The 20,854-nt window shown below is 68.0% G+C and carries 19 protein-coding genes and 1 tRNA gene; 7 read left to right on the plus strand and 13 right to left on the minus strand.

Going from position 1 to position 20,854, the window contains the following annotated elements; all coding sequences use genetic code 11:
- Nucleotides 1–76 precede the first annotated feature (76 nt).
- Nucleotides 77–1,579: an AMP nucleosidase gene (locus H3H37_RS12770; RefSeq protein ID WP_182162980.1), complete on the plus strand. Its 1,503-nt coding sequence runs from the start codon at nt 77–79 to the stop codon at nt 1,577–1,579.
- 93 nt (nt 1,580–1,672) lie between these two features.
- Nucleotides 1,673–4,081, plus strand: a complete 2,409-nt coding sequence (locus tag H3H37_RS12775; protein ID WP_182162982.1) for a penicillin acylase family protein — start codon at nt 1,673–1,675, stop codon at nt 4,079–4,081.
- Between the two features lie 16 nt (nt 4,082–4,097).
- Here H3H37_RS12775 and H3H37_RS12780 read toward each other — a convergent pair whose 3' ends face one another.
- From H3H37_RS12780 to H3H37_RS12805, 6 genes are all read right to left on the minus strand, one after another.
- A complete protein-coding gene (locus H3H37_RS12780) occupies nt 4,098–5,342 on the minus strand; it encodes an acyltransferase family protein (protein ID WP_182162984.1) in 1,245 nt (414 codons plus the stop codon).
- Between the two features lie 119 nt (nt 5,343–5,461).
- On the minus strand, nt 5,462–6,208 hold the full coding sequence (locus H3H37_RS12785; protein ID WP_182162986.1) for a LytR/AlgR family response regulator transcription factor: 747 nt from the start codon (nt 6,206–6,208) through the stop codon (nt 5,462–5,464).
- Nucleotides 6,199–7,260, minus strand: coding sequence for a sensor histidine kinase (locus H3H37_RS12790; RefSeq protein WP_182162988.1), 1,062 nt, complete (start codon nt 7,258–7,260; stop codon nt 6,199–6,201). The genes H3H37_RS12785 and H3H37_RS12790 overlap by 10 nt, the downstream gene beginning before the upstream one ends.
- Before the next feature lie 22 nt (nt 7,261–7,282).
- Nucleotides 7,283–8,038, minus strand: a complete 756-nt coding sequence (locus tag H3H37_RS12795) for a class I SAM-dependent methyltransferase (RefSeq protein ID WP_182162990.1) — start codon at nt 8,036–8,038, stop codon at nt 7,283–7,285.
- A gap of 139 nt (nt 8,039–8,177) precedes the next feature.
- Nucleotides 8,178–8,405: a hypothetical protein gene (locus H3H37_RS12800; RefSeq protein ID WP_182163165.1), complete on the minus strand. Its 228-nt coding sequence runs from the start codon at nt 8,403–8,405 to the stop codon at nt 8,178–8,180.
- A 65-nt stretch (nt 8,406–8,470) separates the two neighbouring features.
- Complete coding sequence (locus H3H37_RS12805; protein ID WP_182162992.1) at nt 8,471–10,114, minus strand: Na+/H+ antiporter; 1,644 nt, start codon at nt 10,112–10,114, stop codon at nt 8,471–8,473.
- Between the two features lie 128 nt (nt 10,115–10,242).
- Between H3H37_RS12805 and H3H37_RS12810 the strand changes: the two genes are divergently transcribed.
- From H3H37_RS12810 to H3H37_RS12820, 3 genes are all read left to right on the plus strand, one after another.
- Nucleotides 10,243–10,318, plus strand: a tRNA-Gly gene (locus H3H37_RS12810).
- Nucleotides 10,319–10,596: 278 nt separating this feature from the next.
- Complete coding sequence (locus H3H37_RS12815) at nt 10,597–11,550, plus strand: chemotaxis protein (RefSeq protein ID WP_182162994.1); 954 nt, start codon at nt 10,597–10,599, stop codon at nt 11,548–11,550.
- A 110-nt stretch (nt 11,551–11,660) separates the two neighbouring features.
- Nucleotides 11,661–12,242: a DJ-1/PfpI family protein gene (locus tag H3H37_RS12820; protein ID WP_182162996.1), complete on the plus strand. Its 582-nt coding sequence runs from the start codon at nt 11,661–11,663 to the stop codon at nt 12,240–12,242.
- Nucleotides 12,243–12,272: 30 nt separating this feature from the next.
- Here the strand turns inward: H3H37_RS12820 and fghA are convergent, their stop codons facing one another.
- Nucleotides 12,273–13,127, minus strand: a complete 855-nt coding sequence (gene fghA, locus H3H37_RS12825) for an S-formylglutathione hydrolase (protein ID WP_182162998.1) — start codon at nt 13,125–13,127, stop codon at nt 12,273–12,275.
- 85 nt (nt 13,128–13,212) lie between these two features.
- On the opposite strand from fghA, the gene H3H37_RS12830 reads away from it, so the two are divergent.
- Both H3H37_RS12830 and H3H37_RS12835 read left to right on the plus strand, forming a co-directional pair.
- Entirely contained in the window at nt 13,213–14,397 is a 1,185-nt protein-coding gene (locus tag H3H37_RS12830; RefSeq protein ID WP_182163000.1) for a cation:proton antiporter, read from the plus strand.
- Between the two features lies 1 nt (nt 14,398).
- Nucleotides 14,399–15,523 carry a YbdK family carboxylate-amine ligase gene (locus H3H37_RS12835; RefSeq protein ID WP_182163002.1) on the plus strand — a complete coding sequence of 375 codons (1,125 nt, stop codon included), beginning with the start codon at nt 14,399–14,401 and terminating at the stop codon, nt 15,521–15,523.
- A 41-nt stretch (nt 15,524–15,564) separates the two neighbouring features.
- Here the strand turns inward: H3H37_RS12835 and H3H37_RS12840 are convergent, their stop codons facing one another.
- From H3H37_RS12840 to H3H37_RS12865, 6 genes are all read right to left on the minus strand, one after another.
- Nucleotides 15,565–16,323 carry a substrate-binding periplasmic protein gene (locus H3H37_RS12840; protein WP_182163004.1) on the minus strand — a complete coding sequence of 253 codons (759 nt, stop codon included), beginning with the start codon at nt 16,321–16,323 and terminating at the stop codon, nt 15,565–15,567.
- 125 nt (nt 16,324–16,448) lie between these two features.
- Nucleotides 16,449–17,393 carry a gamma-glutamyl-gamma-aminobutyrate hydrolase family protein gene (locus H3H37_RS12845; protein ID WP_182163006.1) on the minus strand — a complete coding sequence of 315 codons (945 nt, stop codon included), beginning with the start codon at nt 17,391–17,393 and terminating at the stop codon, nt 16,449–16,451.
- A 121-nt stretch (nt 17,394–17,514) separates the two neighbouring features.
- Entirely contained in the window at nt 17,515–18,216 is a 702-nt protein-coding gene (locus tag H3H37_RS12850; protein ID WP_182163008.1) for an ABC transporter ATP-binding protein, read from the minus strand.
- Entirely contained in the window at nt 18,209–18,970 is a 762-nt protein-coding gene (locus tag H3H37_RS12855; RefSeq protein WP_182163010.1) for an ABC transporter ATP-binding protein, read from the minus strand. The genes H3H37_RS12850 and H3H37_RS12855 overlap by 8 nt, the downstream gene beginning before the upstream one ends.
- Complete coding sequence (locus tag H3H37_RS12860; protein ID WP_182163012.1) at nt 18,963–19,979, minus strand: branched-chain amino acid ABC transporter permease; 1,017 nt, start codon at nt 19,977–19,979, stop codon at nt 18,963–18,965. Before H3H37_RS12860 ends, H3H37_RS12855 begins: the two co-directional genes overlap by 8 nt.
- Nucleotides 19,976–20,848 (minus strand): branched-chain amino acid ABC transporter permease, encoded by an 873-nt coding sequence (locus H3H37_RS12865; protein ID WP_182163014.1) that lies wholly within the window; start codon nt 20,846–20,848, stop codon nt 19,976–19,978. Before H3H37_RS12865 ends, H3H37_RS12860 begins: the two co-directional genes overlap by 4 nt.
- Nucleotides 20,849–20,854: the final 6 nt, after the last annotated feature.

The raw sequence follows: 20,854 nt of genomic DNA on the forward strand, positions 1-20,854 counted from the left end.
GGATGTTGGCACGGACCCCGCGGTTCGCATACACTGGTGATAATTGCCCTGCGTTATCACCGTGGAAGGAACCGCCATGCACCACCGCCCGTTCATCGCCCCCATGTTGTTCGACGATCCGGAGGCCGCCTGGGAGCAGGTCAAGACCATCTACGATGGCAGCATCGCCCACCTGCGCGAGGCCATGCGGCGCTTCGTGGCCGGCGAGGATGTGGGCGAGCGGGTGCGCGCCTGCTACCCGTTCGTGCGCGTGCACACGGACACGGTGGCGCGCGCCGATTCGCGCCTGTCGTTCGGCTTTGTGGCCGGCCCCGGCACCTACGAGACCACGCTGACCCGGCCCGACCTGTATGCGCGCTACTACCAGCAGCAATTCCGGCTGCTGCTGAAGAACCACGGCAGTCGCCAGGCCGTGCACCTGCAGGTGGGCATCAGCACCCAGCCCATCCCCATCCATTTTTCGTTCGCCGAACATGAACACATCGAGGGCAGCCTGAGCGCCGAGCGGCGCCTGCTGATGCGCGACGTGTTCGACTTGCCGGACCTGGGCGCGATGGACGATGGCATCGCCAACGGCACTCACGAGACGCCGCCCGGCAAACCGGAACCGCTGGCGCTGTTTACGGCGCCGCGCGTGGACTATTCCCTGCAGCGGCTGCGCCACTACACGGGCACTTCGCCCGAGCACTTCCAGAAGTTTGTCCTGTTCACCAACTACCAGTTCTACATCGACGAATTCGTCAAGCTGGGACTGTCGCTGATGAGCGAACCGCTCAAGGACGGCCAGGACGACTACATCGCCTTCATCGAGCCGGGCAACCTGGTCACGCGCCGGGCCGGCACGGCCGCCGAGCCGGGCGACGCGCTGGGCGCGCCATTGCCACGGCTGCCGCAGATGCCCGGCTACCACCTGATCCGGGCCGACGGCAGCGGCATCAGCATGGTCAACATCGGCGTGGGGCCGGCCAACGCCAAGACCATCACCGACCACGTGGCCGTGCTGCGGCCGCACGCGTGGCTGATGCTGGGCCACTGCGCCGGCCTGCGCAACACCCAGCAGCTGGGCGACTACGTGCTGGCCCACGGCTACGTGCGCGAGGACCATGTGCTCGACGAGGACTTGCCGCTGTGGGTGCCGATCCCGCCGCTGGCCGAGGTGCAGGTGGCGATCGAGGCCGCCGTGGCCGAGGTCACGCAGTTGACGGGCCATGACCTCAAGCGCGTGATGCGCACCGGGACCGTGGCCAGCACCGACAACCGCAACTGGGAGCTGCTGCCGCAGCGCACGCCCGAGCGCCGCTTCAGCCAGAGCCGCGCCGTGGCGCTGGACATGGAGAGCGCCACCATCGCCGCCAACGGCTTCCGCTTCCGCGTCCCGTACGGCACCCTGCTGTGCGTGAGCGACAAGCCGATGCACGGCGAGATCAAGCTGCCCGGCATGGCCAACCACTTCTACCGCGAGCGGGTCGACCAGCACCTGCGCATCGGCATCCGCGCCATGGAGATGCTGCGCGCGCTGGGCGTGGACAAGTTGCACAGCCGCAAACTGCGCAGTTTCACGGAGGTGGCGTTCCAATAAATTGGCCTGCTACGCGCTATGCCGGCGCCTTGATTTCTGGCACACTTCCCCGCTGGCTGCCGCCGGTGCCAGCCGCAAACGAGAGGGAAGCGCATGCAGAAAAGCAGAACGAGGGTGTGGACGGGCCGCGTGGCGCTGGGCGCGGCGGGGCTGGTGGCGGCGAGCGCGCTGGGCGGCTGGCTGTTCCTGCGCGCCAGCATGGCGCAGCTGGACGGCGAACTGCATGCGCCGGCCCTGCACGCCCAGGTCAGCGTGGCGCGCGACGCGCACGGCGTGCCGCTCATCAGTGGCGCGGACCGGCTCGACGTGGCCTACGCGACCGGCTTCGTGCACGCCCAGGACCGCTACTTCCAGATGGATTTGCTGCGCCGGGTGGCGGCCGGTGAATTGTCCGAACTGTTCGGCGCCCGCGCGCTGGGCGTGGACCGCGCCCACCGCCTGCACCGCTTCCGCGCGCGCGCCACGCTGGCGCTGCAGGGCATGCCGGACGACCAGCGCGCGCTGCTGGAGCGCTACGTGGGCGGCGTCAACGCCGGCTTGCAGGCGCTGCGCGCGCGGCCGTTCGAATACGCGCTGATCGGCATGGCGCCCCGTCCCTGGACGCCCGAGGATACGCTGCTGGTGATCTGGGCCATGTACTTCGACCTGCAAGGCGGCCAGGAGCCGCGCGAGCTGGCACGCGGCTGGTTGCTGGAGCACACGGACGCGGCGCAGCGCGCCTTCCTGGCGCCGGCCGCCACCGCATGGGACGCGCCGCTGGACGCCGACCAACTGCCGCTGGCCGACGCGCCCATCCCGGCCGCGCCGCCCGCGTGGTGGGGCAAGCCGCGCGCGCAGGGCGCACCGCAGACGGCGTCCGTCGCCTTCCTCGATATGGTGGGCAGTAACAACTGGGCCGTGGCGGGCAGCCGCAGCGCCGACGGCGGCGCCATCGTGTCCGACGATATGCACCTGGGCATACAACTGCCCAACACCTGGTATCGCGCCGCGCTGCAATTTCCGGACGCCGGCGGCGGCCAGCGCCGCGTGGTGGGCGTGACCCTGCCCGGTACGCCGGCCGTGGTGGTGGGCAGCAATGGCCACGTGGCCTGGGGCTTTACCAACAGTTATGGCGATTACCTGGACCTGGTGGCGCTCGACACCGATAGCGGCCACCCCGGCCAGGTGCGCACCCAGGCCGGCTGGGAAACCCCGGCCGTGCATGAAGAAACCATCCTCGTCAAAGGTGCGCCGGCCGACAAGCTGCTGGTGCGCGAAACGTCGCTGGGGCCGATCCGCGAAGTGGCGGGGCGCCAGTACGCCGTGCACTGGACCGCCCACACGGCGGCCGCCATCAACTTCAACGCCATGCAGCTGGAAGCGGCCAACTCGGTCGAGCAGGCCCTGCTGATCGCGCCCACGCTGGGCATCCCGGCCCAGAATTTCGTGGCCGGCGACGACCGCGGCAACATCGGCTGGACCATCGCCGGCCCGCTGCCGCGCCGCGCCGCCACCGGCGAGGCGGCCACCTATCCGCTGGCGGCCGGGGATGCGACCGGTGTCTGGCAAGGCTGGCTGGCGCCGGCCGACTATCCGCGCGTGTTCAATCCTGCCGGCGGCCAGCTGGCCACGGCCAACAGCCGCCAGCTGGCCGGCGCTGGTGCGGAGCTGATCGGCGACGGCGGCTTCGACCTCGGCGCGCGCACGCGCCAGGTGCGCGACGACCTGCGCGCGCTGGGCGCGAAAACGAACGTGCCGCAAGTGTATGCGGTGGGTCTGGACGACCGCGCCGTGTTCATTGAAGGCTGGCGCGATCGCGCCATCAAGGCGCTGCTGGCCGATAACGGCAAGGCCGTGGCCGGCCATGCGCAGCGCGCCGAAGCGCTGCGGCTGTTGAGGGACAACTGGAGCGGCCATGCCAGCGTCGATTCAGCCGGCTACCGCATCGCGCGCGGCTACATGCACGCGCTGTATGACATCGTGTTCGAGCATGCCAACGACGAACTGGCCAAGCTTGATCCCAAATCGAACATGGCCGCCGTCACGCAGCGCTGGCCGGTGGCGCTGGCGCGGTTGCTCGATGCGCAGCCGGCCGCATGGCTGCCGGCGCCATACGCCAGCTGGCAGGACGTGCAACTGGCCGCCATCGACCGCGTGACGGCCGACCTGACCAGGGACGGCCAGCCGCTGGCGGCGGCCACCTGGGGCCAGCGCAACACGGCCGCCAGCGCCCATCCGTTCGCCAGCGCCGTGCCGCTGCTGGGCCGCTGGCTCAAGGTGCCGCCCGAGATGCTGCCCGGCGACAGCAACATGCCGCGCGTGGCGGGACCGACGTTCGGCCAGTCCGAGCGGCTGACGGTCACGCCGGGCAAGGAGGAGCAGGGCATCTTCAACATGCCCGGCGGGCAGAGCGGCCATCCGCTGTCGCCGTACTTCCTCGACGGCCGGGAAGACTGGGTGGCGGGCCGCCAGACCCCGCTGCTGCCCGGCCCCGCCGCGCACACGCTGACCTTCGTGCGCTGACGGGGCGGTATCGCGATCAGGCGGCGGCCGGGCGCGCTGCGGCGGTGGCCGTGTCCAGGGCCGGCTCGGCGCGCGGCAAGGGACCGTTGATGCCGAACAGGGGCCGCAGCAACGCAAAGCGGCGCGCCACTTCGAACGCGGCGAAGCTGATGGTCAGGGTCAGTACAATCAGCACGGCCGCTTCCAGACCGGGCGCGAGCTGGGCTGGCTTGAGCAGGTGGGCCATGCACACGATCAGCGTCTGGTGCACGATATAGACCGGGAACACGGCTTGCGTCAGGTAGCGCCGCGCCGGGCCGTCCGCGCGCAGGTGGCGGTGGGCGAAGCCGCAGGCGGCGACGATGGCGCTCCATTGGCACAGCGCATACACCACCAGCAGCGGTGCGCCGGCGTAGGCGAACGCCTCGGTGAAGATGTGGTCCCGCACGGCGCCCGGTTGGGCGTGGAAAATCTCGCCCATGCACCAACATGTGAGGGCCAGGCCCAGCGCCGCCCAGCGCGCGCGCTCGGTGCGGGCCCAGAAGCCGGGACGCCACGCCATCAGGGCACCCAGCAGGAACAGCGAGAAGTTGTTCGCATGTTCGAACCAATCGTCGATCAGGGCGTGGGTGGTGGGGAAGCGCATGGCCAGCACGATGCGGTACAGGGCCAGCACGGCGACCGGCAGCGCGATCAGCTTCCAGCCCGTCAGCAACTGCTCCAGCCGCGCGCCCCAGCGCGCCATGGCGCCGCCGGCCAGCGCGGCGATGGCCGCCAGCGCGACTGTGTACACCCACAGGTAGCAGACGAACCACAGGTGGTTCCAGGTCGGCAGGATCAGGCAGCCGTCCTGGCAGAAGCCGTGGTAGCCGCTCGCATACAGGCGCAGGAAGTCGCCATAGCTGCCCGCGTAGTGCAGCTTTTCCACCACCTCGAAATAAGATTGTGGCGGCACGATCACGGCCATGCCGAACAGCAGCGGCACCAGCAGCCGCACGCTGCGCTGGCGCAGGAAGGCAGCCACGCCCGTCTTGTTCAGGATGAAGGTGGAAGCGACGCCGGAGATCAGGAACAGCAGGCTCAGTCGCCACGGCGACGACAGGCGCATCAGCGGTTCGATGGCGTCGCTGGCGTAGGGACTCTTCACGTGCCAGCCCCACGTCACGTAATACATCCCCGTGTGGAAGAGGATCAGCAGCAGGAAGGCGCAGATGCGCAGCCAGTCGAGAAAGTGCAGGCGCGGGGGCGTGGCGCGGCTGGCGGGGGAGAATGCGGTGGACATCGTCTTGGCTCCGTTATTGAATAAATAATGAAACCACTGTAATGCGGGCAGCGGCGGCGGCGCCACCGTTTTGGGGCGAGGCGGGGCGTGGCCGGGGCGAACCGGATGGCGGCGCGCGCTCAGCGCTGCTGCGGGCCGCCGCGCAGGGCGTCCAGCACGCCGGCCCGGTACTGGCGGCTGCACGGCACGCGGGCGCCGCCGCGCAGCAGCAGCTCGCCGTCGCCTTTGTCGAGTGGCAGCAGCGCTTCCACCCATGCCAGCTGGACGGCGGCGCGCCGGTGGCAGCGCACGAATGGTTCGCCCAACTGCAGCAGCAGGCCGGCCAGGGTTTGCCGCATCAGCGGCTGGCCTGCGGCCGTGTGCAGCACGACGTAGTTGTCCGCCGTTTCCAGCCACTGGATCTGCTCCACCGGCACGATGCGGGTGGCGCCGCGTTCTGCGATCAGCAACTGGCGCACTGGCTGGGTGGCCAGCACCGGCGCCGTCGCCGTGGCCACCGGCGCCGGCTGCTGCGCCAGGCGCGCCCGCACGCGCGCGAGCGCGCGGCGCAAACGCGCGTGGTCGAACGGCTTGAGCAGGTAATCGATGGCATTGGCGTCGAAGGCGGCGATCGCATGTTGATCATAGGCGGTCACAAACACCACCAGCGGCGCCGGCGCGGGCAAGGAGGCCGCCAGTTCCAGGCCGCTCACTTCGGGCATCTGGATATCGAGTAGTAGCACGTCGGGCTGCTCGCGCGCGATCAGTTCCAGGGCCTCCACGCCGTCGCGCGCCTCCGTCACGCTGGCCACGTCCGCTTCCTGCGTCAGCAGGCGGCGCAATCGCTCCCGGGCGGGACGCTCGTCGTCGACGATCATCACGCGCATGGCAACCGCAGCTCCGTGCGCACGCCCGCCGGCGACAATTGTTGCAGTTCGACGGTGGCCGAAGGGCCGTGCATGGCGGCCAGCCGCTGCCGCAAATTGCGCATGCCGACCCCGTGGCCGGCCGTGGCGCGAGCCGTGTCGAGGCGGCCGGCGTCATCTTCGAGCCGCAGCACGAGCGCATCGCCGACGCGGCGCGCCGAGATGGAAATGGCGGTGGGCTGGCGGCGTCGCTCCACCGTGTGCTTGAAGATGTTCTCCAGCAGCGGCTGCATGCTCATCACGGGCACCTGGCAGGGCAACGCCGCGTCCTCAATGTGCCACGTGAAATGGACCCGTTCCGCAAAGCGTTCGCCCATCAGGTGGGCGTAGGCGCGCAGCAGGCGCAGTTCCGTCTCCAACGGTGCCTGATGTTGTGCGCTCATGTCGAGCGTGGCGCGCAGCACTTCGGCCAGCTTGAGCAGGCTGGCGTCGGCCCGCTCCACGTCCGCGTGCATCAGACTGGAGATGGTGTTGAGGGCGTTGAACAGGAAATGCGGCTGCATCTGCTGGGTCAACTGCTGCAACTGGGCCTGGCGCAGCAGCGCGTTGGCCTGCTCGGCGCGCAGTTTTTCCTGCTGCAGCGCGTGGTAGGACAGCATGCCGAACAGGATCACGACGTAGGCGCCGAAGAACACCGTCATCCGCACGTCCTCGTACAGGAACGTTTCGAGCCACGGTTCGTGATGGTAGCGCTGGCCGAGCAGCGCGTACACGCCGTGGCGCATGGCGAAGGTGATGGGGACGAACGCGATCCAGTACATGGGAAGCCACAGCAACTGGTGCGCGAACCACTGGCGCGGCGTGCCCAGCAGCTTGTCGTGGCGCCGGCTGTAGCGGCGCTGTATCCATGGCAGCAGGGTGCCGGTGATGGCGGAGGAGACTGACCACAGCACCGGCTTCCACAGTTCCCGGCCGCCCTCGCGCAGGTAGCCCTGCACCTCGTTGGTGATCATCAGCAGCCAGAACAACAGCCAGGCGGCGGCGATCAGGTCGTTGGTGCGGGCGGAGCGCATGGGCGCGGCAGCCGGTCAGGATTTACTTTTTGACGAAGCGGATGGCGAATTTGTCATCCGGCTTGCCGTCCATTTTGAAGAACGGCTGCTCGCGCGGGTCGGACGGCACGCGCAGGTAGTCGCTGGTGGCTTCGACGGTGAAGCCAGCCTTGGTCACCTCGTCCACCAGCGTCGCCTCGTCGATGCGGTGCAGGGTGTTGGTGGCACTGAGGCCGCTGCCGGCCTTGGCCGCGTTGTCGATCACGATGAAGTGGCCGCCCGGTTTAAGCGCATCGTAAATGTGCTTGTTCATGGCCGCGCGGTCGGTGGGCAGGTTGACGATGTCATGGTAGTTCATGATCAGGGTGACCAGGTCCAGCGGCGGCGCGCCGGCCGGCACGGGGTTGTCGAAGCTTTGCAGCACCGGGTGCAGGTTCGCCTGCGGATGCTCGGCCAGCCGTTTCTCCATGCCCGGATTGGCCTTCTGGCCTTGCGCCCACACTTCGCCCGAGCTGCCCACGGCCAGTGCCAGCAGCTGCGAGGTGGAACCGCCGCCGGCGGCCACGTCCAGCACCTTCATGCCGGGCTGTACGCCGGCAAAGGCGAGGAACACGGCCGGCTTGCGCTTGGCGTCGCCCTTGACGTCGTCGGCCGTGCGCAGCGGGCTGGCGATGATGGACGCGTACTGGGGCGCGGCGGCCGGATCGGCCAGCGCGGTGGCGGGAGCGAGCAGGGCGGCCAGGCTCAGGGCGAGCGCGGCTTGGGTCAGGCGTTGCGTGAAGCGTGGATGCTGGTTCATGTGGACGTCCCCTTCAGGTTAGGTTGAGTGGCGCGGCACATGGCGGCGCCGAGCAATAACATACCTGAAAAGCAAGCGCTGTTGTTAAGTTAATCTTAATCGAACGCTAAAACAACGGGGCGTCATGGCGCCATCGACGTCAGTTGATGCGCTTGAGCCGCTGGCCGTGGATGCCCCACTGGCAGGCTTCGCCGTCGACGGTGCCGCACAGGGCCCAGCCGGTGCCGATCTTTTGTACGGTGATCTCCGTTTCCAGTTCCTTCGCCAGTTTTTCGGCCCAGCCCTTGGCGGCGCCCTGGCCCTTGAATAATTCCTTGTCCTCGAAAATGACGGTGGCGTCGAACACGGGGGCGGCGAAGATGGTCATCATGATGGCGTTCTTGGTATCGGTCTGAAAACGTGGATTGTAGCGCGATGCGCATGTGCCGGTGGTCAGCGGTAGCGCGCCTCGACCAGGTCGATCTCGCGCACCAGCTTGCGCGTCACGTCGTCCGGCAGCAGATCGTGGCGCGCCAGGCGGAAGATGGCGTCGCGCTCGGCCGCCAGCGCGGCCAGGCGCAGCGCCTGTTCCGCGTCGGCCAGTTCGCGCAGGGCGGCGCGGCTGCCGCTGTCGTTCTCGCCGTCGCCGTCGGCCTCGTGCAGCCGGTGCCGGTACAGCGCGATCACGCGCGCGGCCGCCTGCGGCCACGCTTGCGCGTCCGCGGTGCGCGGCATCAGCTCCACCTGGGCCGTCTCGACGGCGATGATGGCGGCCGTGGCGGCCTCGCGGCGCGCCTTGTCTTCGGCCTGTTGTTCCGCCGGTTCATGCGGGAAGTGCATGTCCTTGAGCAGGTGCGGCAGGACGATGCTGGCGGCCAGCAGCGAGATCAGGATTACGGCGCTGGCCAGGAACACGGTCAGGTCGCGCGCGGGGAAGGGCGCGCCGCCGGGCAGGGCCAGTGGCAGCGTCAGCACGCCGGCCAGCGTGATGGTGCCACGCACGCCGGCCAGCGACATGGCCAGCAGCAGGCGCGGCTTGATCCGCAGGCGGGGCTGGCCGCGCATGTGCTGCTTGAAGATGCTCAGCCGCAGCGACGCCCACACCCAGCAAAAACGCAGCACCAGCAGGCCGGCGCTGATGGCCAGCGCGTAGGCGGCCAGCCACCACGGGTTGGCGTGGCCGCCCTGGGCGATGGAGGCGCGCGCGCCATGGAAGATGTCGGGCAGTTGTTCGCCCAGCAGCACGAACATGATGCCGTTCAGCGCGAACTGCACCGTGTCCCACACGGCGGCGCGCTGGATGCGGGTGGCCGCCAGCGCGCTGCCGCTCAGTTCCACGTAGCTCATGGTGACGCCGGCCGCCACGGCGGCCAGGATGCCGGACGCGTGCAGGTGTTCGGCGCCCAGGTAGGCGCCGAACGGCAGCAGCAGGTTGACCAGGATGGGCGAGCCGGCCGGCTCGCCGAAACGGGCCGTGAGCCAGCGCTGGATGCCCGTCACCAGCAGCGTGATGGCGATCCCGGCCGCCAGGCCGCCGCAGGCCAGCCACAGGAAGGTGAGGGCGGCCGAGCCGAGCGAGAAGTGGCCGGTGAGTGCGGCCGCCACGGCGAAGCGGAAGCAGACCAGGCCGCTGGCGTCGTTGAGCAGCGATTCGCCCTCCAGGATGTGCATCAGGCGCTTGGGGATGGGCGCGCGCGCAGCGATGGCCGACACGGCCACCGGGTCGGTGGGCGAGACGATGGCCGCCAGCGCGAACGCCACCGGCAGCGGCATGGCCGGGATCAGCCAGTGGATCAGGAAGCCGGCGCCCACCACCGTGAACACCACCAGGCCCAGCGCCAGTTCCAATATCGTGCCCTTATCGCGCAGCAGGCCGCTCTTGGGGATGCGCCAGCCATCGAGGAACAGCAGCGGCGGCAGGAAGGTGAGGAAGAACAGTTCCGGTTCCAGGTCCACGCCGTGGCTGGATTTGGCCGCGATCAGGGCGCCCAGGCCGATCTGCACCAGCGGCAGCGGCGCGCGCGGCATCACCCGCACGATGAAGGCGCTGGCCACCACGGCCAGCAACATGGCCAGCACCACTTCGATCGCATCCATTCCCGTTCCTTGTCCTGTTCCGTATTGAGCCGCCCGATTATAGGGGATGGATGGCAATCATGTTTTTTAACAAAGTTGGCCACGACTCTGGTCAAGCGGAAATCTTTCTGTCATAATGCGGGCTCTCCGCGGGAGTAGCTCAGTTGGTAGAGCGCAACCTTGCCAAGGTTGAGGTCGAGAGTTCGAGACTCTTCTCCCGCTCCAGATTCAAAAAGAAAGGAAGCCCGATGGCTTCCTTTTTTTTATTCCCCGTCCTGCCTCCCACATTCTTCAACCAGTCGATCGCCGCTGGCGCGAACGTTGCCGAACGTTGTATAAACTTGCGCCAGAATGACATCGCGGCGCCCCAAAGCTGTCGTAAATGCATCCTTATTCGCTATACTGGCAGCGCAATGTTACGATTGCCTGGGCAGGGTTTTGCCCTGTGCGCCACTGACCGGCCACGGCCGGGTCACACCCATGACCGAACACGGAGATGAAAGATGAAATCAGTTCAACAGGAAGTTGACGAACGCAGTAACCTGACCAACTCCAATAAATTCGAACTGCTGCTGTTCCGGCTCGGCGGCGACGCCAACGGCGAACATTCCGAGCTGTTTGGCATCAACGTCTTCAAGATCCGTGAAATCGTCGCCATGCCGGAAGTGACGGCCGTGGCGGGCTCCTCGCCGCACATGCTGGGCGTGGTCAACCTGCGCGGCCAGATCATCACCGTGCTGGACCTGCCCTCCATCGTCGGCGTGATTCCCAAGACCGGCCTGAACATCATGCTGGTGACGGAATTCGCGCGCACCACCCAGGCCTTCGCCGTGGAGTCGGTGGACGAGATCGTGCGCCTGGACTGGAGCCAGGTGCTGACGGCCGAAGGCACGGCCGGCGGCCGCGTGACCAGCATCGCGCGCGTGGACGGCGACGTGCAGAACACCCGCCTGGCCCAGGTGCTGGACGTGGAGACCATCCTGCGTGAACTGGTGCCGCCCGAAGGCAAGGACGTGGACCCGGAAACCATCGGCCCGCAACTGCTGCTCAAGCCTGGCCAGATCATCCTGGCGGCAGACGACTCGGTGGTGGCGCGCAGCCTGATCGAGAAGGGCCTGACGGCCATGGGCGCGCACTACATCATGACCAAGACCGGCAAGGAGGCGTGGGACCGCCTGCAGCACATCGCCGACGGCGCCAAGGCCGAAGGCGTGCCGGTCGATGAGCGCGTGGGGCTGGTGCTGACCGACCTGGAAATGCCGGAGATGGACGGCTTCACGCTGACCCGTTTGATCAAGCAGGACGCCCGCTTCGCCAAGATCCCCGTGGTGATCCACTCCTCGCTGTCGGGCAAGACCAACGAGGACCACGTGCGCGGCGTGGGCGCGGACGCCTACGTGGCCAAGTTCGTGGCCGAGGACCTGGCCGCCACCATCCGCCAGGTGCTGCACAAATAAGGCTGCGCGGCGCACGCCGTCTCGAATCGGGTTACACTCTGAGGGTCGTGGTGGTCTGGCTAACATTGCCGGACTGGCACGGCCCTCAACCCTTTTCGAAAGGAGCTACCGTGGCAGCAAAGAAGATCCTGTTCCTGACCGGCGATTTCGCGGAAGATTACGAGACCATGGTGCCGTTCCAGGCACTGCAGATGGTGGGCCACGTGGTGCACGCCGTGTGCCCCGGCAAGCAGCCGGGCGACACCATCAAGACCGCCATCCACGACTTTGAAGGCGACCAGACCTACACCGAAAAGCCGGGCCACCGCTTCACCATCAACGCCGCCTTCGACGGCGTGGACACGGCCAGCTACGATGGCCTGATGATCGCCGGCGGCCGCGCGCCCGAATACTTGCGCCTGAACCCGCGCGTGATCGAGATCGTGCAGCAGATGGCTGCGGCCGGCAAACCGATCGCCGCCGTCTGCCACGGTGCCCAGCTGCTGACGGCGGCCGACGTCATCCGCGGCAAGCGCATTTCGGCTTATCCGGCCTGCGCGCCCGAGGTGCGCCAGGCTGGCGCCGAGTATGCCGATATTCCCGTCGACCAGGCGGTCACCGACGGCCAGTTCGTCACGGCGCCCGCGTGGCCCGCGCATCCGGCCTGGCTGGGCCAGTTCCTGCAGCGGCTGGGGACCGAGATCAAGCTGTAAAGATCAAGCTGTAAAGTAAAGCTGTCATCGTCATGCGCCCTTGTCCACGCCCAGGTTGCGGGCGTGGAAGCGCAAGTGTTCTTCCATGAAGGTGGCGATGAAGTAGTAGCCGTGGTCGTAGCCTTCATGGCGGCGCAGCCGCAATGGCTGCGCGGCGGCGCGGCAGGCCGCTTCGAATAGTTCCGGGTGCAGCTGGTCGGCCAGGAATTTGTCGGCCAGTCCCTGGTCGATCAGTATCCCCGCCGGGAACGGCGTGTGCAATCCGGCCATCAGGGCGCTGGCGTCGTACTGGCGCCAGCTGTCCTCGTTCTTCCCCAGGTAGGCGCTGAACGCCTTGCGGCCCCACGGGCATTGCGTGGGCGCGGCGATGGGCGCGAAGGCCGACACGGAGCGGAACAGCTCCGGCCGGCGCAGCGCCTGCGTGAGCGCGCCATGGCCACCCATCGAATGGCCGAAGATGCCCACCCGCGCCGCATCCACCGGCAGCGCGGCGCACGCCAGCGCGTGCAGCTCCTGCAGATAGCTATCCATCCGATAGTGGCTGGACCACGGCTGCTCGGTGGCATCCACGTAGAAACCGGCGCCCACGCCCAGGTCCCAATCATCGGTCTCGCCGGGCACGCCGGCGCCGCGCGGGCTGGTGTCGGGCGCGATCAGCACCAGTCCCAGTTCGGCCGCCACGCGCTGTGCGCCGGCCTTGATCATGAAAGTCTCCTCGGTGCAGGTCAGGCCGGCCAGGTAGAACAACGCGGGCAGCTTCGCGCCCGGCGCATGCGGCGGGAGGAAGACGGAAAAGCGCATCGGCAGGCCGATGGCTTGCGACGCATGGCGGTAGTAGCGCTGGCTGCCGCCGAAGCAGGCGTGTTCGCTGATCAGTTCTGGCATCTGCTGTCCTTATGTTCAGTACCGCACGGTGGGCGGCGGCGTGGATGGGCAGAATTGTACTAGGATCACAACAATGGGGAGGCGCATGCCGAATCTTGATATCGTCTTGACGGAACTGGGCTGGCCACTCGCGATCGCGTTGGCCTGGCTGGCGGGGGAGTGCGCGTACCGCTGGTTTGGCGTGCCCCGCATCAGCGTGTACGGGCTGGTAGGCTTCGGCCTGGCCCAGGTGTGGCCGGGCGCGCTGGCCAGCGGCGCATCGAGCACCGTCACGCTGCTGGCCAATCTCGGTTTCGGCCTGATCCTGTTCGAATTCGGTTACCGCATCAACCTGCACTGGTTGCGCATCAATCCGTGGATCGCCGTCAGCGGGCTGGCCGAGGCGGCCGCCACGTTCGGCGCCGTGTATGGCATATCGCAATGGACGGGCATGCCGCCGCTGACGTCGCTGCTGCTGGCGTCGCTGGCCATGTCCACCTCGCCGGCCGGTGTGCTGCGGGTGGTCAATGAGCAGAACAGCTCCGGCCAGGTGACGGAACGGCTGCTGCACCTGGTGGCCATCAACTGCGTGCTGTCCGTGTTCGCGTTCAAGGTGATCGTGGGCGTGTGGGTGTTCCAGACGTCCGGCAACCTGTGGCAGGCCGTCTCGCACAGCCTGATCGAGCTGCTGGCATCGGCCGCGCTGGGCGCGCTGTTTGGCTTCGGCGCGCCGGCCTTGCTGCGCCGCCTGGGCGCGCTGTCGCAGGACGGCACGGTGGGCTTTGCGCTCGGCGTGGTGCTGCTGGTGGCGCTGACCCACGCAGCCAACCTGTCGCCCGTGCTGGCGGCGCTGGCCTTTGGTCTGGTGGCGCGCCACCGGCGCGTGGCCTTCGCCCGCACCGAGCGCAATTTCGGCAGCATCGGTGAACTGCTGACGGTGCTGCTGTTCGTGTTCGCCGTCACCGTGCTGCCGTGGGAGCGGGTGGTGGAGGGTGCGGCGCTGGGCGCGGTGCTGGTGGGCGCGCGCTTCATCGTCAAGATGGCGGCCGTGGCGCTGTTCTCGCACCCGGGCGGCACCTCGTGGCGCAAGGGGATATTGACGGGGATCGCGCTGTCGCCGATGTCCGTGTTCATCACGCTGCTGCTGGAGCAGACCCGCCAGATGGGCGTGGTGCTGGTGGACGAGCTGGCGGCGCTGGCCGCCATGATCCTGCTGCTGGAAGTGGTGGGTCCTATCCTCACCCAGCGCGCGCTGGTGTGGGCCAACGAAACCCAACGACCGGAGGCCTGATATGGCATTGGAACCGTTCAAGAACTCCGTGCCCCTGACCATGGGCGTGGAACTGGAGCTGCAACTGGTCAGCCTGTCGGACTTCGACCTGTCGGCGTCGAGTCCGGACCTGCTGCACCTGCTGGCCCGCAAACCTTTCCCCGGCAACGTGACGCCGGAAATCACCGAGAGCATGATCGAGATTAACTCGGACGTGCACACCAACCACACGGAACTGCTGGCGCAGCTGGAGCATGTGCGCGACACGCTGGTGCAGGCCGGCGAGATGCTCAACATCGGCATCTGCGGCGGCGGCACCCACCCGTTCCAGAAATGGTCGGAGCAGCGCATCTTCGCCAAGCCCCGTTTCCAGCAGGTGTCGGCCCTGTATGGCTACCTGGCCAAGCAGTTCACGGTGTTCGGCCAGCACGTGCACATCGGCTGCGCCAACGGCGACGACGCGTTGTACCTGCTGCATGCGCTGGGCCGCTACGTGCCGCACTTCATCGCGTTGTCGGCCTCGTCGCCGTTCGTGCAGGGGAACGACACGCTGTTCCATTCGGCCCGCCTCAATTCCGTATTCGCCTTCCCCATGAGCGGCCGGGCGCCGTTCATGCTGCGCTGGAGCCAGTTCGCCGACGATTACTTCGCCAAGATGGAGCACACGGGCGTGATCAAGAGCATGAAGGACTTTTACTGGGACATCCGGCCCAAGCCCGAATACGGCACCATCGAACTGCGCGTGTGCGACACGCCGCTGACGGTGCAACGGGCCGCCGCGCTGGCCGCCTACCTGCAGGCCTTGTGCAGCTACCTGCTGGAACACCGGCGCGAGCAGCCGTGCGAGGATGACTACCTGGTCTACAACTACAACCGCTTCCAGGCGTGCCGCTTCGGGCTCGATGGCACGCTGGTGCATCCGCGTACCTATGACAGCCTGCCACTGCGCGACGACATCCAGGCCACGCTGGAGGCGATGGCGTCGCACGGTGCGGCGCTCGGCGGCATGGCCGCGCTGGCGCACCTGGAGCAGGTGCTGCGCGAGGGCGGCGATGCGCACCAGCTGCGCGGCGAGTTCCAGGCGCGCGGCAGCGCGGAAGGCATGGTGGAAGCGGCCATCGCGCGCTTCCGCGATGGGCCTGTTTAAGCGCGCACAAACTGATCGCGCTGGCTGGTCGCGTTACGTCGTTATCTGAAACTGATGGCCTGGTTCAGGCGTTCGATGACCTCGTCCGGCACGCTGCGGCTGCACATGATGCGGCGCTCGTTGCCGCCCCGGATATCGCTGAAGCGCAGCAGGCGCAGATTGTCCCGTTGTCCCCCGGCGTGCTCCATGATGTAGCGCGCCTCCTCCTCGGGTACCAGCATCAGGTCCACCATGCCGCTGCTGACCGAGTGCGACATCTTGATCATGGGCGCGGTGCTGACGGCGGTGGTGGGGTGGTAGTCGGCCAGCATCTGGTCTATCGTCTGGCCGTAGGAGAAATTGTCCTTGACGAGGATGCGCGTCTGCTTGCGGCGCAAGGCTGCTTGCAGCGTGGTATCGCCGTGCGCGGCGAAATCCGCGTTGGCCAGCGCCACCCAGGCGCTGTCGCGGTAGATGGGGCGCGTGAATTTGGCGTAGCGCTCGCGTTCGGGCGTAATGAACCAGCCGACGGCGCAACTGGGCGGGGCGACCTGCTTGACCATGGCCAGTTGACGGTTGGGCGGCATCACACGCCAGTCTGCCGCGATGCCGGCCACGCGGAAGGCCTCGCTGGCCGGGGCGCCCGTCAGGCCGCCCAGCGCGCCGTCCGGCCCGGTCACGGTGTAGGGCGGGCGGATGCTGTAGGTGACGACCAGTGGCGCGTCCGCTTGCGCGAGGGCGAACGCGGGCACCAGGCAAAGGACGCACAGGAGGCCCGGGATGGCGCGACGCGGCGCTGGCAGGGTGGTGGCTCCGTTCATGGGGCAAGGCAGGCGGCGACGATGATGCAGTTCATCCTATACCGCAAGGGAGGCGCTGACAAGCGACGTCGATACTTGAGTCATCAACTATGTTGGGACGGGAAGGGTGATGGTATGGCCGCTGCTCAGAACCGCGTTTCGCGCGCCACGCGCAGGAAGTTGTCGAGGATGGGCGTGCAGTCGAGCAGTTCGACCCCGCCCGCCCGGTGGAATTCTGGATGCCACTGCAAGCCCATCACGAACGGCGCCTTGCGGTAGCGGATCGCCTCCACCATCTGGTCCGGCTCGGACAGCGCCTCAATCATCATGTCGCGGCCCAGTGTCTTGACGGCTTGGTGGTGGATGGAGTTCACCAGGCCCGGCCCCTGGCCCGCAAACAGCTTGGACAGCGACGAGCCGCGCGGGAACGTGACGGCATGGCGGTGGCGGTCGTAGTCTTCATGGACGTGCGGCTGGGCCGTGGGCACGTCCGACGCGATATCCTGGTACAGCGTGCCGCCAAAGGCCACGTTGATCAGCTGGCAGCCGCGGCACACGCCCAGCACCGGTTTGCCGGCCTCCACGAATTCGTGCAGCAGCTCCAGCTCGTACATGTCGCGCGCGCGGTCGCCGCTCCATTCGGGCCGGGTCGGCGCCTCCGAATAGCTTTGCGGCGAGACGTCGGCGCCGCCTTGCAGCACCAGACCGTCCAGGTGGCGCGCGTAGTCGCGCAGGCGGATATTGCTGGGATGGAGCAGGCCGTCCGTGTTCACGGTGGGGATCATGAACACCAGTACGTCGCGCGACATCACCCATTGCGCGATCGACTCCTCCAGGTATTGCAGCTTCTTGCTGCGCAGCCCGCGCGCGCCCGGCTCCGGGTGGAAGATGCGGGCCGAGATACCGATGTGCAGCGGGCGCTGGATGATGTGGCGGGTGATGGCGGCGGCCAGGCGTTGATAGCGGGCCCGCAGCACCCGGCCCCACAGGCTGAACACGGTGTCGCCGGGATCGAGATAGCGCGGCATGGCCTCCTCCGCGTCTTCCTTGCGGCGGCGCGGCGGTTCCGGGTTGTTCTCGCCGTGGTCCATGCCGGGGCCCTTGCTTGCAAAGAGGTCAGTTTGCCACAGCCTGGACCGGGGCGGCGCGCGACTGGGACGTGTTTGCGCGCGAAAGCAGCGGCAGGAATTGCAGGGCGAAGTGCAGGTGGTGCTAACGGGCGAAGTACAGGTCGTGCAGGCGTTCCAGGTCCACCTCGCGGGCGGGCCGGGACAGCGCCACTTTCCCGCTTTGCATCAGGTACACGTGGTCGGCGATGGCCAGTGCCCGTTCCGTGTTCTGTTCGACGAGGATGATGGTGCGGCCCGCCGCCTTCAGGCTGGCCAGGATGTCGAACAACTCATTCACCACCAGCGGCGCCAGTCCCAGCGACGGTTCATCCACGATCAGCAGCCGTGGTTCGGACATCAGGCCACGCGCCAGTGCCAGCATCTGCGCCTCGCCGCCGGACAGCGCACCAGCCGCCTGCCTGCGCCGTTCGCGCAGGCGTGGGAAGGTGGCGTAAGCCTGTTCCAGCCGCGCTTTCACGTGCGGCCGGTGCGCGGGCAGGAAGGCGCCCATGATGAGGTTCTCCTCCACGCTCATGTCGCGGAACACCATGCGGCCCTCGGGCACCATGGCCACGCCCAGTTCGGCCATGCGCCATGCCGGCGCGCCGCGCAGGGGCTGGCCGTCCAATGCCACCTGGCCCGCGTCCAGCGGCAGCAGGCCCATGATGGCGCGCAGCAGCGTGGTCTTGCCCGCGCCATTGGGGCCGATGATGGCCGTCAGCTGGCCGGCGGCCGCCGTCAGCGATACATCCCACAGCACGTTGATGGCGCCATAGCCGGCGCGCACGCCGGTCAATTCAAGCATGGGAGCCTCCCGTGGACGTTCCCGCAGACGTTTCGGCCGACGTTCCGGCAGACGTTCCGGTATAACTGCGCATCACGGCCGGATCGCGGAACACAGCCTCCGGCGTGCCGTCCGCGATCAGGCGGCCGAAGTCGAGCACCGCCACGCGCTGGCACAAAGTGCTGATGGTTTCGATGTCGTGCTCGATGACGATCATGGCCACGCCGAAGCGCGCGTGCAGCTCGCGCAGCATGGTCATGAAGCGCCGCTTGCCCACCGTCTCCAGCCCGGCCAGCACTTCGTCCAGCAGCAGCAGGCGCGGATTGGTGGCCAGCGCCTTGGCCACTTCCAGCGCTTTCAATTCCGTCAGCGCGAGGCCGGTGGCGGCGTCGCTGCCGGCCTTGCCGGCCAGGCTCGTGAAATCGAGGATCTCGTCGATGCGGCCGTCGTCCACGCGGCCGGTGCCGAAGCGCTGCGCGACGATCAGGTTCTCACGTACCGTCAATGTATGCATCGGTTGCGGAATCTGGAAGGTGCGGCCTATGCCCAGCCGGGAGCGGCGGAACAGGGCCGTGCGCACGATGTTGGCGCCATTGAAGCGGATCGTGCCGCCGGCCGGACGCGCGAGGCCGGAAATGGCGTTGAACAGCGTGGTCTTGCCGGCGCCGTTGGGACCCACGAGGCCCAGCACTTCGTGGCTGTCCACGCGCAGCGAAACGCCGTCCACGGCCGCCAGCCCGCCGAAGCGCACGCTGAGATTGTCCAGTTCAAGCATGGTGCGCTCCCCGGCGGCGCAGCAGCGGCAGCAGACCCGATGGACTGGCCACCATCATGGCGACCAGCAGCGCGCCCAGTACCAGCTGGTGCCCGGTCGGCATCCACGACTTGAACACCAGCTGGTCGAGCAGGTACACCACCAGCGCGCCGATCACCGGCCCGGCGATGGTGCGGTAGCCGCCGAAGATGGCCGCCACGATGGGCACCGTGATCCATACGCTGTTGAACGCGTAATCCGGTTCCAGGAAATTGATGTAGTGGGCGTTGAAGGCGCCCGCCACGCCGGCCATGAAGGCCGACAGCAACAGCATGGCGCCCTTGAGCAGGGTACTGTTGACGCCCACCACGCGGGTGGCGTCCTCGCTGTCGTGCATGGCGCGCAGGGCCAGGCCGTAGTGGCTGGCGCGCACGCGCTGGTATATCCACGCGAACAGCAGCACGATGGAGAGCATGATCAGGTAGGCGCCCGTCTTGTCCCCGGCCGCCAGTCCGAATACGGAGGGCAACACGGGGATGTTGGCGATGCCGGCCGCGCCGCCCGTCATGCCGCTCCATTCCGTTGCCACGATGCGCAGGATATGGGCGCAGGCGAGGATGGCCAGCGCGAAGTAGGGGCCGCGCAAGCGCAGCACGGGCAGCATGATGACGGCGGCCAGCATGGCGCCGGCGCCGCCCAGCGCCATCCCCAGCGGCACGGGCAATCCCGCCTTGGTCGTCAACAGTGCCGAGACGTAGGCGCCGACGCCGAAGAACGCGCTGTGGCCGAAGCTGACCATGCCGCCCAGGTTGCCGAGCAAGGCCCACGACAGCGCAACGCAGGCAATCACCAGCGCCGCCACCACCAGGCTCATGACGTAGAGGTTGGCGCCCAGCAGCAGCGGCACGCCGAGGTAGGCGGCGGCCAGCCCGGCGGCCCACGCCAGCGCACGCGGTGCGGCCGCGCCGGCCCTGCGCGCGCGTGCATGGGGTGCGCGAGCGGTTTGATGTTCGTGATGGTTGGCCGTCATCCGCGCCTCCGGGCCGTGCCAAGCAGGCCGTTGGGCAGCACGAACAGCACCAGCAGGAACAGCGCCATGCCGGCCAGTTCCTGCAGCGCGGAGCTGGCCAGGGTGACGGTCAGCGCTTCGCACACGCCCAGCAGGACAGCGCCCAGCAGCACGCCGGGAATCGAGCCGACGCCGGCCAGCACGGTGATGACGAAGGCCTTGATGGTGAGCGCGCCGCCGTAGGCCGGCTGGATCACGCCATAGCAGTACAGGGCCACGCCGGCGAACGCCGCCAGCGCACCGGAGACGAGGAAGGACAACAGTTCCACGCGGCCTGGCCGGATGCCCATCAGCGCCGCCGCGTCGCGGTTGCTGGCCACGGCGCGCAGCGCGCGGCCATGCCAGCTGCGCGCCAGCCACCACCACAGGGCGGCCAGCAGCACCACGGCCAGTCCGGCGAACAGCAATTCACTGTGCATGCTGTAGAACGGTCCCAGCACCACGGCGTCCTGCAGCCAGGTCGAACTGGTGGAGCGCACGTCGGCCTTCCACACCAGCAGCATGGTATTGGTGAGGATCACGCCGATGCCGAAGGTGAGGATGAGGGAATTGATTTCGCGGTCGTGACGGATGCGCCGCACCACGCCGTACACGCTGGCCGATGCCGCGCAGGTGACGGCCAGCGCGGCGGGAATGGCGGCCACGGGCCCCAGTCCGAAGCACGATTCCAGCGTGTAGGCCACATAGGCCGCCAGCAGCACCAGTTCGCCGTGCGCCAGGTTGATCACCCGGGTGCTGCCGAACACCAGCGCCAGGCCGAGCGCGACCAGCGCATACGAGCAGCCTTGCAGCAGGCCCGAATACAGGGCCTGGAGCAGCAGTTCCGTCATGCCCGC

It is taken from the genome of Rugamonas brunnea (assembly GCF_014042345.1).
GTDB lineage: Bacteria > Pseudomonadota > Gammaproteobacteria > Burkholderiales > Burkholderiaceae_D > Rugamonas > Rugamonas brunnea.